The sequence below is a fragment of the Pseudomonas umsongensis genome (assembly GCF_012647205.1).
Lineage (GTDB): Bacteria > Pseudomonadota > Gammaproteobacteria > Pseudomonadales > Pseudomonadaceae > Aquipseudomonas > Aquipseudomonas umsongensis.
On the sequence record NZ_CP051487.1, the window covers coordinates 3,700,220 to 3,715,898 of the forward strand.

The window sequence follows — 15,679 nt, forward strand, 5'->3', positions numbered from 1 at the left end:
CTACGCACTTCCTTGGCGAGGATTTAATCAGTTCAGCAATGAAAAAATGTGCTGACAATCGACGGATCCAGAATTCAAACGACTGCCCAATGTACTTGAAACGCCTTGTAGGTCACGTCTGAACTCGTCGTAATCCTGATTACGGACATTTTTCATCAAGCGTTCCATCCCCTCCATCAGCGCAGCGCGTTGATGGCTGGCCTGGTCATTTTCTAACTGTATGTCCCAGTAGACTTCAGGTGGATTCACCAGAACCCGGGACAATAACGCCATCATTGTGCGCATTGGAGGCGGCATCACCTCAAGAGCGCTTTCCAGATCTAGCGAAGACCTTGCCAACGCTAAACCGAACCCGAGAATTGCGGCATGGGGCAGCGCCTGACAGAGCGCCATGAGTTCATCATGGGCCACCGGCGTCATTCGTTTTACCTTCATCCCAGCCCCCATCAGGTGTTGCTCAATGAAGGTCGAAGGCGAGTCGCCGTCTTCTAGGCAAATTGCGACGGTGCGCCCCTGAACGGAGAGCTTGGGTGAAAACATCGGATTGACACCGACGAAAGGCTGCTGAGACGAGGTATCCTTCAATGCTCTGTAAAATGGCTCCTGAACAGAGCAAGTCGGTATGAACACAACATCGCTCGAAACGGAACCAACTACCCATGGTATTGCCCGTATAGCCACGCTTTCGGGCAGCGCAAAGACCACTGCAACTGCCCCTTGGAAGATGTGCTCGGTGTTGCTGAACGGGCTTGTGACATCAACTTCATAGAAGCCAATTTCCTGTTCCGAAGGCCTGCGATCCACCACCCGAATATCGTATCCATATTGCATAAGAATGCGGCTGATCAACGAACCAACCAAACCCGCCCCACCCAATACAACAACCGTTTCGCTCATCATGATTCGCTCCCTGCGACAAAACTGTAATAAGGCACGCTAGCTTTGACCAAAGTTTCTTCAAGCTCTTGCTGTGGATCGGAGTGGGCAACAATTGCGCCACCAATTCCAAATTTCGCCTCGCTACCCTGCAGCACTGCTGTTCGGATGACGATACTCAGTTCTGCTCCACCACTAAAAGATAACCAGCCTAATGCACCTGAATAGACACCGCGGGCAGAAGACTCCAATACGTCAATGATTTCCATCGTGCGTTTCTTCGGAGCTCCCGTCATTGAGCCGCCCGGGAAACAGGCTCGAATAGCTTCGATCGTTGAAACATCCGAGCGAAGGTGCCCACGAACCGTTGAGACCAGTTGGTGAACCGAAGAAAAGCTTTCCACTGAGAAAATCTCAGGAACATGAACGCTCCCTGGACGACACACTTGATTCAAATCATGGCGCACCAAATCGACAATCATCAGGTTTTCGGCCCTGTCCTTGGCCGAACTGCATAGCTCTTCCCGCAGTATTTGGTCCTCTGTGAATTGTTCACTACGCGGCCTGGTCCCCTTGATCGGTCTGGACTCTATCAATCCGCTGTCGTCAATTCTGAGAAAGGTTTCGGGCGAAGCGCTCAATACTGAAAATCCTGCAAACGAGAGGTAGGCGCCGTAGGGGACTGGGCTGGCCTGGCGCATTCGCCGATAAGCACCCAAAGGCGCACCACCGTACGCCATTTTTGCCCTGTTGGTCAGACAGATCTCATACGACTCTCCATCAGTGATGTACTTGAGAGATTGATTGATCTTACTGATGTAATCACCTGGCCCATCCTCGAGCGAGAGCTTCAGCTGATCTACAGCACCTGGAATAAACGTACTGCAATGACCATTTGACTCATCATTACGATCAAGAAAATCAGGTAAGGACGGCCAAACAACAGCATCGCCAGTCGCAGTCATCATGCATTCATAGGTCTTGTCTTCATGATGATCAAAGACAAAGAAATGCGGTGCAAACATGAATGAAGCATCCGGATAAACCGAACGATAGGTTTTGTGTCCACCCGCCAGTGCTTTCAACTCGTAACCGAGGTAACCGACAAAACCACCCTTGAAAACAAACGGCAAGTACTGAGGGGTTGCCACCTGCACGGCTTCGAAGATCTGTGCAGTCAGCGTAAAAAAGTCTCCTTTGATACTTTTTTTACCTTTGGGGCCCTCAAGCTTCAGGCACTCATCGTTGACATCGTACTCAAGCCTTATCGCTCCTTGAGCCTCCCCACTACCCATGATCGAGTAGCGGGCATTAGGTCTTTCCGACTTCTCGCTGTCTAGCCAAAAAGCATAATGATCATCTGCATAGAGCGACGAAAATACTGATTGTGGATCCGTGCATTCGGAAAACTCGCGATAGGCAAGCTGCATATTCAGCATCCCCCCTACTGCGACGTATGCGTTTTTTGACGACGTACATTCCATGCCGGACTCTAAGCGAGTTCTAATGCTGTCGTTATGTTCTAGCGCCATGCGTATGAAATTGCTAAATAGCGCATGGCCATATTCTGAATCGATGGATTCAGGGTGAAACTGGACCCCCCAAACCGGTCTGGTGACGTGTTCGATTGCCATAACCACACCTTCAGACGTCCAGGCCGTACATTGGAGCTCTGCTGGTAGGCTTGTACACATCAACGAATGGTATCTGACCACTTCGAACTGATCCGGCAAATCGCGAAAGAGCCCTTTACCTGAATGAGTAATACGACTGCGATAGCCATGCACAGGGTGGGGAGCGTGCCCCACGGTCCCCCCAAGAAATTGAGCGATACCTTGGTGTCCCAGACAAATACCGAGCAGCGGGACAGGGGAATGGAGGATGACGTCACCGCAAACACCGAAATCCCCCTCATCTCCGGGGTGCCCTGGGCCAGGCGACAGCACTACAGCGTCGTATTTTTCGATGCCCAATGCATCATACCGAATGGTATTTTTGACTACATCTGCGCAAATGCCTGTCACCTCATACAAATACTGAGCAATGTTCTGGGTGAAGGAGTCGAAGTTATCAATCAGCAATATTTTCATGAGGGTTGCCTCGGGGCCAGACACTGATTGATCAGGACGTCTTCCTGGATACAGGTCTCTTCTATAATCAGTTTGAATATCGACTCGGTGTATTCTGGCCTCAATCCCACCGCCGCCGATCTAGTCTTAATCATATCGAGCACGTAGGAAATTCGTCCGGGTTGCATCATCGCAATGCCATGGACGGCTTTGAGCTCGGCAATGTCCATACACACCTTCATTCGCTCAGAAAGCAGGTCGACAACTTGCAAATTTATCAAGTCAAGCCGCTCCCGCTGCGGCTGCAAAATGCTAGACGTGCCTGTCTGTGATAACTGTCCGTGTCGCTTCATCTTTTGCACCTCCGTTAGCCAATTTCTGGAAAAAACTTGTCAGTCAGGCGTGATCCAGCTCGTTGATAGCAGGCGTCCATAGCCCATTGCTCGTCATAGCCTCCAAAGCCCCCCCTAATAGCCTGACGTCTTTGTCGCTGTGGCTTGCTGATACCGCAAAACGCAACATCGCTTTTCCTTTAGCAATAATTGGATAAAACACCGGGAAGAGCAGCATGCCTTGGTCACGTAGGGTTCTTGCAGCCTGCAAACCGGCCTCCTCTGTTTCAAAGAACGCTCCTCTGACAGGTGACTGAATACGTGCGTTGAGCAACCGGTTATCGGTGAGGGAATCTAAAAGGCTGACGTTTTCCCAAAGTCGCTGTTGCAGCACATCGAGTTCTTCACTGAGATGAATTCTCGCCGAGGCAACGTTGGCCGCCAGCATGGGCAACATAATGGAATGACCAAATATCAGTGGATTCGCCAGGGTTCGGATAACTTCAATATCCCGTGGATCTGAAACCACGACAAAACCACCCGAGCCACCAAAGGCCTTTGAGAGAGACCCCGCCAGAATAATATTTGCTGGTAACGAGTGATCAACCGTTGAAAAGGCATATCCCGCACCATGACGTCCAACGATCGAAATACCATGAGCATCATCTACGTAAAGGTATCCCCGCGCCGACTCTAGCTGCCGAGAGAGCTCGGCGATGGGTACAAGACCACTCATCGACCCAATTCCATCGATCAAAAGCACAGGAGTCTCACCTTTGTCGGTGCAGTCTTTCAGGACTGTGGTCAGCGATTCAGGATTGGTGGACTCAACTCTAGAAACAGAACCGAACTGCTCCAAAATCCCCCTAAGCACCTGCATCGAAGCATGGGCGGTTTTGTCCATTAGCCAGTGGATTCGTTTTTTGACCGGATACCTACTCAACGAACCACTCCCCAGCAACGGTAAAACACCTAAATGGACACTGCTGGTAGAGGTAAACACCGCGACGCCACTACCTCTGTAAACCTGACTAAGCAACTCTTCCAGTTGAGGCAGGTAACTCGGGCGCATTGCACTTCGAGAAGACGACAGGTGCAGTCCGGAAGTTTCCATTGCGCGGTGTGCGGCGTCGATCAATGCCGAATGGGTTTCTAAGCCCAAGTATGAACAGGAAACGAACTCAGTGAACGTACCTCCATCTTGCAAGGTAATGTTCTTACCCACACGACTTGCAACGGTAAAACCTGTCAGTCCTTCCTCGTAAGCCTTCGCCAGCGCCCCAGTAGTGTTACCGCGACGAACGCTCATCCAGTCTTGTTTAGTTTGCGCATTCATTACTAAAACTCCTTTATGAAAATCAACGAGATTTACATCCGATGGTCATTACTGAACTGCCCGACGCGTCGGACGTTTCCTTGTCGATTAACGTCTTTATATTCGTCAACTGACTCTGCTTAAACAGTTCGCGTACCGCTTGGGCCTGCGACTCGCCATGCTCAATGACTAACCAACCTTCGCGACTTAGTAACTGGTTCGCGAGCGAGATGATTTGCCGTATCAGTTCAAGACCATCGACCCCGGAATAGACTGACGCCTGTGGATGGTGATCACTCCATTCAGGCAGCAACTCTTGAGACTGTGGGACGTACGGAGGATTAGCGACAATCAAGCCAACTTCATGTGTGAATCGCGTAAATGCCTTTTCGTCGCGAATGTCTGCCTGCAAGTGATTGACCCGTATACCCTTGCAGGCAAGCCTGTCGATGTTGCGCTTGAGGTACTGCACCGCTATCTCATCAAACTCCACGCATGTCACTTTCAGATCTGGTCTGCGCCGTGCGATCGCCAGGCCAATCGCGCCGCTTCCAGCACACAAATCGAGAACACTCGCTCCCGATCGCAGCGCAGCGTTGGTCTCCAGCCACTTGTGAATGATTTGGCTGTGAGGACGGGGGATAAACACACCGGTACCTACCACAAGCGGCATTTCGTCAAACTCCACCATGCCAACAATATGCCCGAGAGGAATTCGGTTACAGCGTTCTTGAACCGCCAACATAAATTCTTCGATCGCACGGCCTTTATCCACCCGTTCGATATAGCGATCTATAAGACAACTCAAATCTTCTTCCAAGTCCCAGATACCAGATTCCTGCAACATGGCCCGCGCTTGACTAATAGCAAGATACTCACGATCAGTAAGACTCATGACCACTCCTTGTAATACTGCGAAAGTCTTTTCAAGATCGACTCATAAAGATAAGAGAACGCCACCAATTCCGGCGGGGGCGTAAATGACGGATGCAAGTCATTTATCAGCTCGTCATAATTACGCGACAGCCCTTCATCCAGAAGAGGAAACCAATAAGGTTTTATATCCCAACGATATTCATATCCTGTGGCAAACATCTGCTGTACCGTTTCCCTGACTGTATGCTCGCGGGCAAACCCAGATAACGGAGCACGGACTGGTTTGAAAGGGCTGAGATCCAGATCAGGAGTCTCTACATCGGTTAGGCAATCAGCTATATAGCGCGCCAACAATGGTGATTGGTGCAGGCCATCTCGGTAGGTACCTGTTGCGAGCCAAAGACCTTTGATGCAGCACTCGCCAATCAATGGGAAACCATCTGCTGGAATTGGTCTGTTGCCAACTTGTATGGAAATTATTTCAGCGCCATGAAGGTCCAGATTCAATTGATCAACAGCACAATCAAGTAAAAACTGAACATCTGATATGAGAGCGTGTTGCTTTGGCCGCTCCGAAATAATGTTAGTTGCGCCCAGATACAAGACACCATCCCCACGAGGGACGCAGTGTAAGCCGCATGCAAAGGCACGATTTGGCGTCCGTATGACCGAACTTGGTAAATCGACCCCTTCTGGCATCTTTACGAGAATGGAAACGCCATAACCACTGAACAGCGGTGGAATTTTCTTTACAAGTTCGTCGAAATCACTGAGCAAATCCAGAGATTGAACGCCTGCGGCAACCACAACCTTCTTTGCCCAGAGAACCTCCCCACTGCACAACTCGACACCCTTTGCTACCCCACCCTCAGCCAACACTCGCTTAGCATTCTCATTTTTCAGAGTGCCGCCTTCGGCGACAAATGCAGCATCCAGTTTTTCCAGTAAAAGGTGAGAATTCACCGAATGTTCGTTTGGTATGTACAACCCCCTTAGAGGACGAACCAGATGGTTGGGCTTAAGCCACTCCATCTTGCGTGGATCAACAATTTCGAACGGTTCGCCATACTCACGAAGGGTATTTTCGATGGTGTCGTAGTTAACGCTGTCCACCTCATCCATGCCGGCGGTATTAAGCAGCACATGGGTCCCAATAGCGGTAAATAACGAACTAGAGTTACCTGAAGAAGTTGCCAACCGCTGCGCCCAGCTTGACCACAGGTGTTGGGCTTGTCGGTCCATATCTAGTTTCAATCGACCATAATCGCTCGAAAGTAACCCGCTTGTTACCTCCCCGAAACATCCATTCATAGCTCCCGCGGCTTTTGACGCTGCATTTGTGCGATCAGTCTCACCAACGCGACATACACTTAATCCTCGTGTTGATAGCTCATATGCAATTGACCCACCAATTGCTCCTGCACCCACGACAATAACATCGAATTCCATGTACACCTCAAACCGTCACCAGCAACGGAGAAATAAATTATTAATCAGGAAACAATTTATTTCTAAGGCTTCGTCACATCGCAATTCAATATGCGAATTATTTCATGATATTTCCACGTTACAAATTGACATAAGTATATGCAGAATGTAGGAACAAGCCTTCAGACAACAGGAGGAAAACAACAAAAAACACCATAAATGAAATTGATATTTCAGCAATACCAATTCTCAATTATGCGGACACGCGTACTCAACAGAACAAATAATCTACTGGACGCACTCCTTACAAAATAAATTCAGCCATAAATATTGGACAGTACCAATTTTATTAGCTTAGATTATTTTATCTAGCGAGGTTTCCGCCTTGCGCGGTGGGCGAAATCAATATTTGAAAGGTATTTTCTTTCAACGCGCAAAAACAAACGCCCCGAACAAGTCGGGGCGTTTGTTTAGGCCTTCGTCAACATGATTACATGCTTATGAAGATCGCTTTCAATACAAGCCGCTGAGGCGCTATCAGTAAGCCTTGCCCGTCTTGTAGAAGTTTTCGAAGCAGAAGTTGGTCGCGTCGATGTAGCCTTCGGCGCCGCCGCAGTCGAAACGCTTGCCCTTGAACTTGTAGGCCATGACGCAGCCGTTTTGCGCTTGCTTCATCAGGGCGTCGGTGATCTGGATTTCGCCGCCCTTGCCTGGCTCGGTCTGTTCGATCAGGTCGAAGATGTCCGGGGTCAGGATATAGCGACCGATAATGGCCAGGTTCGACGGCGCATCTTCAGGTTTTGGTTTTTCCACCATGCTGTGCACGCGGTAGATGTCGTCGCGGATCATCTCGCCGGCGATCACGCCGTACTTGTTGGTCTCTTGCGGGTCGACTTCCTGGATGGCCACGATCGAGCAGCGGAACTGCTTGTACAGCTTGACCATCTGGGTCAGTACGCCGTCGCCTTCGAGGTTGACGCACAGGTCGTCAGCCAGCACCACGGCGAAGGGTTCGTCGCCGATCAGCGGACGGCCGGTCAGGATCGCGTGGCCCAGGCCTTTCATTTCGGTCTGGCGGGTGTAGGAGAACGAGCAATTGTCGAGCAGCTTGCGAATGCCGACCAGGTACTTTTCCTTGTCGGTGCCCTTGATCTGGTTTTCCAGCTCGTAGCTGATGTCGAAATGGTCTTCCAGGGCGCGCTTGCCACGACCGGTGACGATGGAGATTTCCGTCAAGCCAGCGTCCAGTGCTTCTTCGACGCCGTACTGGATCAGTGGCTTGTTTACCACCGGCAGCATTTCTTTAGGCATGGCTTTGGTCGCTGGGAGGAAGCGAGTGCCGTAACCGGCTGCTGGAAACAAGCATTTCTTGATCATATAAGTCCTTGAAAGGGCTGTGTGTACGGGTTTCGGCGCAGTCTAATCAGGCGGCGTACACCTTACAATGCCCCGCACTGGCTAACCGATGCCATCATAGAGAAATATTCTCGCCGTTAGTTCCGCAGCGAGCACCGCGAATGGACCGGCAGCCTGTTATTGATAGCAGAGTCCGCCAGGTTTGCACGCCAAGTCAACCCATGGCCAAGTGCACCAACCCGCGCCCAGCGGCACCCTAACGGTGCATTTGGCGGTATCATGGCGCCCTTGAACCAGCCAACGAGGCAAATAGATGTCAGAAGCAAAAAGCGTCAACGGGTACTTGATCAACAAGGCCAAAGACGGCCAGTGGTGGGTAGCCGGCGTTGGCGGTGAGAACATTGCCGGACCTTTCCCGTCCGAAGCCGTGGCGATCGAAGTGGCATCGGTGTTGCAACTGGAACACCCGGCACCGAAACGACGGGGTAAGGACAAGAATTGATCCAGGCCTGACGCCCTGCCCTTGTGCAGGGCTTCTTTTGCAAATATCCGCAAGAAGTGGCCTTTGGCTATAACCTTTTGCCCACCGCGCTGTCACAGGCTTTGCCCCCTCATCCTGACGACGACAACGACATGATCAAATTTTTGCCGCTGATTGCGGTCCTGGCCCTCAGTGGCTGCGCCACCTCCGAAACCACTTACCTGAACAATGGCGAACAAGGCCTGGCCATTGACTGCTCCGGCGAGGCCAATTCCTGGGCGACCTGCTACGAAAAGGCCGATGCGTCTTGCGCCGGCACCGGATACCGGATCGTTGGCACTGACGGCTCACCCGCCCCCAAGGAAAGCGACAAGACCCTTGGCGTCGACGTTGGCAACTACAAGAATCGTAGCGTCGTGGTGGTCTGCAAATAGGGCATCAAGCCCTACATGTGGATTTCGGCGAACTTGATCCCCAGGCCGCGTACGGTCTCGATCAGTTCGTCGAGACTGCTGAAGGACTCGACTTCGTCGCTTTCGTCTACCAGGAAAAAACTGCGCCCGGCGCTTTTCTTGAAAAAAACGATCCACTCCCCCGGATTCGCCGGGTTCTGAATCACATGGGTGGCGCAGATTTGGCCCTCTGCATGCCGCTCCCGTACCCGCTCTCGCTTCATGTTCGACTCCAGAAATGACAATGCCGGCAAAGGCAACCTTTGACGGCATTGGTGCTGACGGTCGACAGTCTATCAGCCGGAAATGCACGCCGTGGCGGCATCGCGTACATCGAAGGGACGTATCGGCACATTGGAGATGCGCTCGTGCAGCTTGATGCTGCTGCCACCAGAGCGCTGTTCGATATCAAACACCGCGGCCGGCCCCGAGGAAAGCTTCTGCGGCACGATCACCCGCACCCCGTCTTTCTGCGTCTCGACCTGCAAGGCGCCACGGCTGTCGGCGAGTTTTTCGCTCAGGCATTGGGCGTACTCAAGGGGCTTCTTGCCGGAAATCACATTCATCGTCGGCAGCGTCTGGTTGATGTCCGAGACACTTGCACAACCACCGATTGCCAGGACCCACGGCAAGCCAAACATGCCCCACTTCATATGAAATCTCCAATAAAGACCCTCGGACAGCACAAATACGGGTTTTCTCCGGGCTTGACTGCTTTTTTCTTCCCAGGCACGCGATATATGCATTTTTATTGTCCACCCGGGCCCGGAGAGCCGGATAATAACGCCCCGGGGCTGATAAACTGCGCCAATCGACCATGCTATCGTTTTGATTTTGTAGAAAAAGCCCTTCTGGAGGCGCCTCATGAAATTTATCCACCAGCGCGAGCACCTCAACGAGGACGACATCGTCGTCATTCAATGCTCGCAAACGTGCAACATTCGCTTGATGAACGACGCCAACTTCCGCAGCTTCAAGAATGGCGGTCGTCACACCTATCACGGCGGCGCGTTCGACACCTTCCCGGCCCGCATCACGGCGCCGAGCACCGGGTTCTGGAACATCACCATCGATACGGTCAACCGCCGGCCGATCAGTGTGACGCGCAAGCCGACCCTGACGCATTCGATCAAGATCATCCGCCGCTCCAGCTCGAAACTGAGCTGAGTAGCGCCTTAATACACAGACTGACAGGTATGACCGTGGCCCAGACGACCAAATACGTCATCAAGTACAAACTCAATGGCGAACGCCGCTTCGAATTTGCCCAGCTGGAAAACGGCACGGCAGAAGAAGCCAAAGCCGCGCTGGACGCGCTTCATGGCCAGGGCGAAGACGTCATCAGCGACATCAGCGTCAGCAAAGCGCTGTAACAACGCCTGGAGCGACAATATGGACGTCCGCTCCCTGGCGACATTCGACCGCAAGTGTCGGAGTGTCTGCATTCGTCATACCCCTTAGTCTCGCCACCTCGATAACCTGAGGACCTGGCAATGAGCGAGCAATACCTGGACAAGCTGGACTGGCCCCTGCTGGAACAGCAACTCGATGCGGACGGCTGCGCGGTCATTGCATCGCTGTTGAGCCCCAGGGCCTGTGATCAGATCAGCGCCTTGTACGGCCAATCCGAACACTTTCGCTCGCATGTGATCATGGCCCGGCACGGTTTCGGTCGTGGCGAATACAAGTATTTCGACTACCCCTTGCCGCCGCTGGTGGCCCGCCTGCGCAGCGCGCTCTACCCGCGACTGGTGCCGATAGCCAATCGCTGGCATGAGCAGATGGATTTGCCGAGCCGTTTTCCCGAGAGCCTTCCGGCCTTCCTCGAACGTTGTCACGCCGCTGGCCAACAGCGTCCGACACCCTTGCTGCTGCAATACGGACCACAGGACTACAACTGCTTGCATCAGGATGTGTATGGCGAGCATGTCTTCCCGCTCCAGGTGGCGATTCTTCTGTCGACGCCTGGGGAGGATTTCACCGGCGGTGAGTTCGTGCTGACCGAGCAGCGGCCGCGCATGCAGTCGCGCCCGCAGGTCATCGGTCTGAAAAAAGGCGACGGCCTGATCTTCGCGGTCAACCAGCGCCCGGTCAAAGGCGTGCGCGGTTACTATCGGGTCACCCTCCGCCACGGCGTCAGTCGCCTGCACAGTGGAAAACGGCATACTCTTGGGATCATCTTTCACGACGCATCATGAGCACCATGAAACCGACCACCCTGGACTTGTTTGCCGATGCAGAGCCCGAGCAGGATCGCCGACGCGAGCAGATCGGCGAACAGTCCTACGTCCTCAGGGGCTTTGCCCTCCCCTGGCTTGCGCGCTTGTTACCGGCACTGGAGACCGTGTTGGCGGCCGCACCGTTCCGGCAAATGGTCACCCCTGGCGGCTTCACCATGTCGGTGGCCCTGAGCAGTTGCGGGACCTGGGGCTGGACCACCGACCGCAGTGGTTATCGCTACACCCGCGAGGATCCCCGGACCGGCCTGCCTTGGCCCCCCATGCCCGAGGTGTTTTTGCAATTGGCGCAGGCGGCGGCACGGGAAGCAGGATTTGCCGATTTCGTGCCGGACTCCTGCCTGATCAATCGCTATGTGCCCGGGGCGAAAATGTCCTTGCATCAGGACAAGGACGAAAAATCCTACGCTGCACCCATCGTTTCAGTATCGCTGGGGCTACCCGCAATGTTTCTGTTCGGCGGCTTCGCGCGCAGCGACAAAAGCCAACGGGTGCCGTTGCTGCATGGCGAGATCGTGGTCTGGGGCGGCGTGGATCGCTTGCGTTATCACGGTGTGCTGCCGATCAAGGATGGCTACCATCCACGCTTGGGCAAGCAGCGGATCAACTTCACGTTTCGTACCGCGCGGTGAGACCGTGGAGTTTGACCGCAAGCGCCGGAGTGTGGGCCTACGGGCCGCTGGTTAATCTGCGGCAAACGGGTCAACGGATGTAAAGCCATGACAAGCCAATCGACAACGAGCAGCACCGAAAACGATCCACGCTGGGCCGCGGTGGTCGCCCGCGATCCACAGGCGGACGGGCAGTTTGTCTATGCGGTGAAAACCACCGGGATCTACTGCAACCCCAGCAGCCTCTCGCGCTTGCCGAAACCGCAGAACGTCGAGTTCTTCGACAGCGCCGAACTTGCCCAGGCCGCCGGTTATCGCCCAAGCAAGCGTGCAGCCAAGGATCAAAGCGCGGTCGCCGCGCAACATGCCGCCACCGTGGCCGCCGCGTGTCGCCAGATCGAAACCGCCGAGGCGCTGCCCGCGCTGAACGAGCTGGCGCAAGCGGCAGGACTGAGCAGCTTTCATTTCCATCGGGTGTTCAAGTCCGTTACCGGCCTGACGCCCAAAGGCTACGCCGCGGCCCATCGTTCGCGCCGAATGCGCGAGCGACTGGCCGATGGCCGCTCGGTCACCGATGCGTTGTACGACGCCGGCTTCAACTCCAACAGCCGTTTCTATGAAGCGGCGGATCAGGTGTTGGGGATGAAACCGACTGATTACCGTGCCGCGGGGCAAAACAATGACATTCGTTTTGCGGTTGGCCAGTGTTCCCTCGGCGCAATCCTGGTGGCGCAAAGCGCGCGTGGGGTCTGCGCGATTCTCCTGGGTGACGATCCGCAGCAACTGGTTTGCGACCTGCAGGACAAATTTCGCCGCGCCACACTGATCGGTGCCGATCAGGCCTTCGAACAGTTGATCGCCAGGGTCGTGGGCTTCATCGAAGCCCCGGCCCTGGGGCTGGACTTGCCACTGGATGTGCGCGGCACCGCATTTCAGGAACGGGTCTGGCAAGCCCTGCGAGACATCCCCGTTGGCAGCACCGCCAGCTACGCCGACATCGCCCAACGCATCGGCAACCCCAAAGCAGTGCGCGCAGTGGCGCAAGCTTGCGGCGCGAACAGCCTGGCAGTCGCGATCCCCTGTCACCGCGTGGTACGCAGCGATGGCAACCTGTCGGGGTATCGTTGGGGCGTGGAGCGCAAGCGGCAATTGCTCGAACGGGAAAAGCCCCTATAGGAGCGAGCAGGCTCCGGGCGGCGTTCCGACGATGGTCGTCAACGATAACGCTGGGCACCTGACACCCCCCGCCGCTCTCAGGTTTTTCGCGAGCATGCTCGCTCCTACAGGCCGGCGATCAATCTGTAGGAGCGAGCAGGCTCGCGATGGTCGTCAACGATGACGCTGGGCACCTGACACCACCCGGCGCTCTCAGGTTTTTCGCGAGCATGCTCGCTCCTACAGTCGATCAGCGATTCACATCCACCACCACTCGCCCGCGCAGCTGTCCGGCCAGCAGGCGCGGGGCGGCTTCGATCGCTTCGCTCAAAGCGATTTCATGGCTGATCAACGGCAACAAGTTAAAGTCCAGATCCTTGGCCAATCGACTCCAGGCCTCTACACGCCTGGCTTTGGGCTGGGTCACGCTGTTAATCCCGGCCAGCGTCACGCCGCGCAGGATAAAGGGCGCGACGCTGGCCGGAAAGTCCATGCCCTGGGCCAGTCCACAAGCGGCGACGGTGCCTTCGGAGCGGGTACTGGCACAGGCGTTGGCCAGGGTGTGACTACCCACCGAGTCGATGACCGCAGCCCAACGTTCCTTGGCCAGCGGCTTGCCGGGCTCGGATAAGGTGGCGCGATCGATGATTTCACTGGCGCCCAGTTGCTTAAGGTATTCGTGTTCCGACAGGCGACCAGTGGAAGCGACGACCCGATAGCCAAGCTTGCTCAGCAATGCGATGGCGAAACTGCCCACGCCGCCGTTGGCCCCGGTGACCAGAACCTCGCCTTGGTCGGGCGTCACACCGTTGCGCTCCAGTGCCATGATGCACAGCATCGCCGTGTAGCCTGCCGTGCCAATGGCCATGGCCTGGGCTTCAGTGAAGGCCTCGGGCAACGCAATCAGCCATTCGCCCTTGAGACGCGCCTTTTGCGCCAGGCCACCCCAATGCCCTTCGCCCACGCCCCAGCCATTGAGCAGGACTTTGTCACCCGCCTTGTAGTCCGGATGCGTGCTGACCTCGACAGTCCCCGCCAGGTCGATCCCCGGCACCATCGGGAATTTGCGCACCACCGGGCTGCTGCCGGTGATCGCCAGGCCATCCTTGAAATTCAGCGTGCTGTACGCCACACGCACCGTCACATCGCCCTCGGGCAGCTGGTCTTCATTGATCTGTTGCAGTGTGGCCCGGTACCCGCTTTCGTCTTTGTCGATCAAAATACCTTGGAACATTGCTGCCTCCTGGTGGGTTCACCTGTTGTGGTGTGATTTAAATACCACTTCGCAAAATATTACCGTATTGGACTTTAAGCCAATTCGCCTGCGGCAGACATGACTGGCATAACCGCAGGCATTGCTGTTACAAATCGAGCCCTGCCCGGTTCCAACGTCGGAGTACAACTGAAATGAGTCAATGGCCAGATACGCGCATTCTTGACCTGCTCGGGATCGAGCTGCCGATTATCCAGGCCCCCATGGCCGGCGCCACCACCGCTGCCATGGTCATTGCGGCGAGCAACGCCGGCGGCCTCGGCTCGATGCCTGCCGCCATGCTGAGCGTCGAGCAATTGCGTGACGAGCTCAAGGGCATTCGCCAACACTGCCAGCGCCCGATCAACGTCAACTTCTTCTGCCATCAACCGCCAGCGGTCGACGAGCAACGCGCCCAGGACTGGAAAAACCTGCTGCAGCCCTATTACCGCGAATTGGGTGTCGACTTCGATGCACCGACACCGGTGTCCAATCGCGCGCCGTTCGACCAGGTTGCCTGCGAAGTGGTCGAACAATTGCGCCCCGAAGTCGTGAGTTTCCACTTTGGCCTGCCGGAAAAATCCCTGCTGGATCGAGTCAAGGCCACCGGGGCAAAGGTACTGTCCTCGGCCACCACCGTCGAAGAAGCCATCTGGCTCGAGCAGCAGGGTTGCGACGCGATCATCGCCATGGGTCTTGAGGCGGGCGGGCATCGGGGTATGTTTCTCAGTGATGACCTGAGCAGCCAGGTCGGTACCTTCGCCCTGGTGCCCCAAGTGGTCGATGCCGTGAAAGTACCGGTGATTGCCGCTGGCGGCATTGCCGATGCGCGGGGTGTGGCGGCGGCGTTCATGCTGGGGGCTTCGGCGGTGCAAGTGGGCACGGCGTACCTCTTCACGCCAGAGGCCAAGGTCAGTGCCGCGCATCACCAGGCCTTGCGGACCGCCAGGGAACGCGAGACCGCGGTCACCAACATTTTCACCGGTCGCCCGGCACGGGGGATACTCAATCGGGTAATGCGCGAGCTCGGGCCGATGAGCGACCAGGCGCCGCGTTTTCCCCTCGCAGGCGGTGCATTGCTGCCGTTGCGTGCCAAAGCCGAGGCAGACTTCAGCAACCTCTGGGCCGGACAGGCGTTCACCCTGGGGGTTGAGTCGGGTACCGCCGAATTGACCCGACGCCTGGCCGAGGAAGGGTTGGCGAAGTTGCTTCAGCGCTGACCGTGGTGGCGGGCAACAC

General features: G+C 55.2%; 18 protein-coding genes and 1 pseudogene. 9 read left to right on the forward strand and 10 right to left on the reverse strand.

What is annotated here, in order from left to right; translation table 11 throughout:
• Positions 1 to 27: 27 nt before the first annotated feature.
• The 7 genes from HGP31_RS16685 to galU form a co-directional block, all read right to left on the reverse strand.
• On the reverse strand, positions 28 to 900 hold the full coding sequence (locus tag HGP31_RS16685) for a prephenate dehydrogenase dimerization domain-containing protein (protein ID WP_110747756.1): 873 nt from the start codon (positions 898 to 900) through the stop codon (positions 28 to 30).
• Positions 897 to 2,966, reverse strand: coding sequence for an aminodeoxychorismate synthase component I (gene pabB, locus HGP31_RS16690; RefSeq protein ID WP_110747759.1), 2,070 nt, complete (start codon positions 2,964 to 2,966; stop codon positions 897 to 899). Before pabB ends, HGP31_RS16685 begins: the two co-directional genes overlap by 4 nt.
• Positions 2,963 to 3,298 (reverse strand): chorismate mutase, encoded by a 336-nt coding sequence (locus HGP31_RS16695; protein ID WP_110747762.1) that lies wholly within the window; start codon positions 3,296 to 3,298, stop codon positions 2,963 to 2,965. Before HGP31_RS16695 ends, pabB begins: the two co-directional genes overlap by 4 nt.
• Before the next feature lie 43 nt (positions 3,299 to 3,341).
• Positions 3,342 to 4,613: an aminotransferase class I/II-fold pyridoxal phosphate-dependent enzyme gene (locus HGP31_RS16700; protein ID WP_110747765.1), complete on the reverse strand. Its 1,272-nt coding sequence runs from the start codon at positions 4,611 to 4,613 to the stop codon at positions 3,342 to 3,344.
• Positions 4,614 to 4,635: 22 nt separating this feature from the next.
• Positions 4,636 to 5,487 (reverse strand): HemK/PrmC family methyltransferase, encoded by an 852-nt coding sequence (locus HGP31_RS16705; RefSeq protein WP_110747768.1) that lies wholly within the window; start codon positions 5,485 to 5,487, stop codon positions 4,636 to 4,638.
• Positions 5,484 to 6,917 (reverse strand): NAD(P)/FAD-dependent oxidoreductase, encoded by a 1,434-nt coding sequence (locus HGP31_RS16710; RefSeq protein ID WP_168758243.1) that lies wholly within the window; start codon positions 6,915 to 6,917, stop codon positions 5,484 to 5,486. The genes HGP31_RS16705 and HGP31_RS16710 overlap by 4 nt, the downstream gene beginning before the upstream one ends.
• A 516-nt stretch (positions 6,918 to 7,433) precedes the next feature.
• Positions 7,434 to 8,273, reverse strand: a complete 840-nt coding sequence (gene galU / locus HGP31_RS16715) for a UTP--glucose-1-phosphate uridylyltransferase GalU (protein WP_008065368.1) — start codon at positions 8,271 to 8,273, stop codon at positions 7,434 to 7,436.
• Between the two features lie 292 nt (positions 8,274 to 8,565).
• Between galU and HGP31_RS16720 the strand changes: the two genes are divergently transcribed.
• Both HGP31_RS16720 and HGP31_RS16725 read left to right on the forward strand, forming a co-directional pair.
• Entirely contained in the window at positions 8,566 to 8,754 is a 189-nt protein-coding gene (locus HGP31_RS16720) for a hypothetical protein (RefSeq protein ID WP_168758244.1), read from the forward strand.
• 131 nt (positions 8,755 to 8,885) lie between these two features.
• Positions 8,886 to 9,167 (forward strand): hypothetical protein, encoded by a 282-nt coding sequence (locus tag HGP31_RS16725; RefSeq protein ID WP_168758245.1) that lies wholly within the window; start codon positions 8,886 to 8,888, stop codon positions 9,165 to 9,167.
• An 11-nt stretch (positions 9,168 to 9,178) separates the two neighbouring features.
• On the opposite strand, the gene HGP31_RS16730 is transcribed toward HGP31_RS16725, so the two are convergent.
• Both HGP31_RS16730 and HGP31_RS16735 read right to left on the reverse strand, forming a co-directional pair.
• On the reverse strand, positions 9,179 to 9,409 hold the full coding sequence (locus HGP31_RS16730; protein ID WP_020797221.1) for a hypothetical protein: 231 nt from the start codon (positions 9,407 to 9,409) through the stop codon (positions 9,179 to 9,181).
• A gap of 72 nt (positions 9,410 to 9,481) precedes the next feature.
• Positions 9,482 to 9,838 (reverse strand): hypothetical protein, encoded by a 357-nt coding sequence (locus tag HGP31_RS16735; RefSeq protein WP_020797222.1) that lies wholly within the window; start codon positions 9,836 to 9,838, stop codon positions 9,482 to 9,484.
• A 211-nt stretch (positions 9,839 to 10,049) separates the two neighbouring features.
• Between HGP31_RS16735 and HGP31_RS16740 the strand changes: the two genes are divergently transcribed.
• From HGP31_RS16740 to HGP31_RS30785, 6 genes and pseudogenes are all read left to right on the forward strand, one after another.
• The gene (locus tag HGP31_RS16740) at positions 10,050 to 10,352 is read left to right on the forward strand and encodes a DUF1883 domain-containing protein (RefSeq protein WP_008065357.1); all 303 of its coding nucleotides are present in this window, start codon (positions 10,050 to 10,052) and stop codon (positions 10,350 to 10,352) included.
• A gap of 35 nt (positions 10,353 to 10,387) precedes the next feature.
• The gene (locus HGP31_RS16745) at positions 10,388 to 10,558 is read left to right on the forward strand and encodes a hypothetical protein (RefSeq protein WP_093935766.1); all 171 of its coding nucleotides are present in this window, start codon (positions 10,388 to 10,390) and stop codon (positions 10,556 to 10,558) included.
• A gap of 120 nt (positions 10,559 to 10,678) precedes the next feature.
• Positions 10,679 to 11,383: a 2OG-Fe(II) oxygenase gene (locus HGP31_RS16750; protein ID WP_020797224.1), complete on the forward strand. Its 705-nt coding sequence runs from the start codon at positions 10,679 to 10,681 to the stop codon at positions 11,381 to 11,383.
• A 5-nt stretch (positions 11,384 to 11,388) separates the two neighbouring features.
• Positions 11,389 to 12,054 (forward strand): DNA oxidative demethylase AlkB, encoded by a 666-nt coding sequence (alkB, locus tag HGP31_RS16755; protein WP_168759186.1) that lies wholly within the window; start codon positions 11,389 to 11,391, stop codon positions 12,052 to 12,054.
• Between the two features lie 87 nt (positions 12,055 to 12,141).
• The gene (ada, locus tag HGP31_RS16760) at positions 12,142 to 13,209 is read left to right on the forward strand and encodes a bifunctional DNA-binding transcriptional regulator/O6-methylguanine-DNA methyltransferase Ada (RefSeq protein WP_168758246.1); all 1,068 of its coding nucleotides are present in this window, start codon (positions 12,142 to 12,144) and stop codon (positions 13,207 to 13,209) included.
• A gap of 146 nt (positions 13,210 to 13,355) precedes the next feature.
• Positions 13,356 to 13,436: pseudogene (locus tag HGP31_RS30785) on the forward strand (outer membrane lipoprotein carrier protein LolA); the annotation flags it as partial.
• 2 nt (positions 13,437 to 13,438) lie between these two features.
• Here the strand turns inward: HGP31_RS30785 and acuI are convergent.
• Entirely contained in the window at positions 13,439 to 14,422 is a 984-nt protein-coding gene (gene acuI / locus HGP31_RS16765; protein ID WP_033042223.1) for an acrylyl-CoA reductase (NADPH), read from the reverse strand.
• Positions 14,423 to 14,595: 173 nt separating this feature from the next.
• On the opposite strand from acuI, the gene HGP31_RS16770 reads away from it, so the two are divergent.
• Positions 14,596 to 15,660: an NAD(P)H-dependent flavin oxidoreductase gene (locus HGP31_RS16770; RefSeq protein WP_033042225.1), complete on the forward strand. Its 1,065-nt coding sequence runs from the start codon at positions 14,596 to 14,598 to the stop codon at positions 15,658 to 15,660.
• The last annotated feature ends 19 nt before the right edge of the window (positions 15,661 to 15,679 follow it).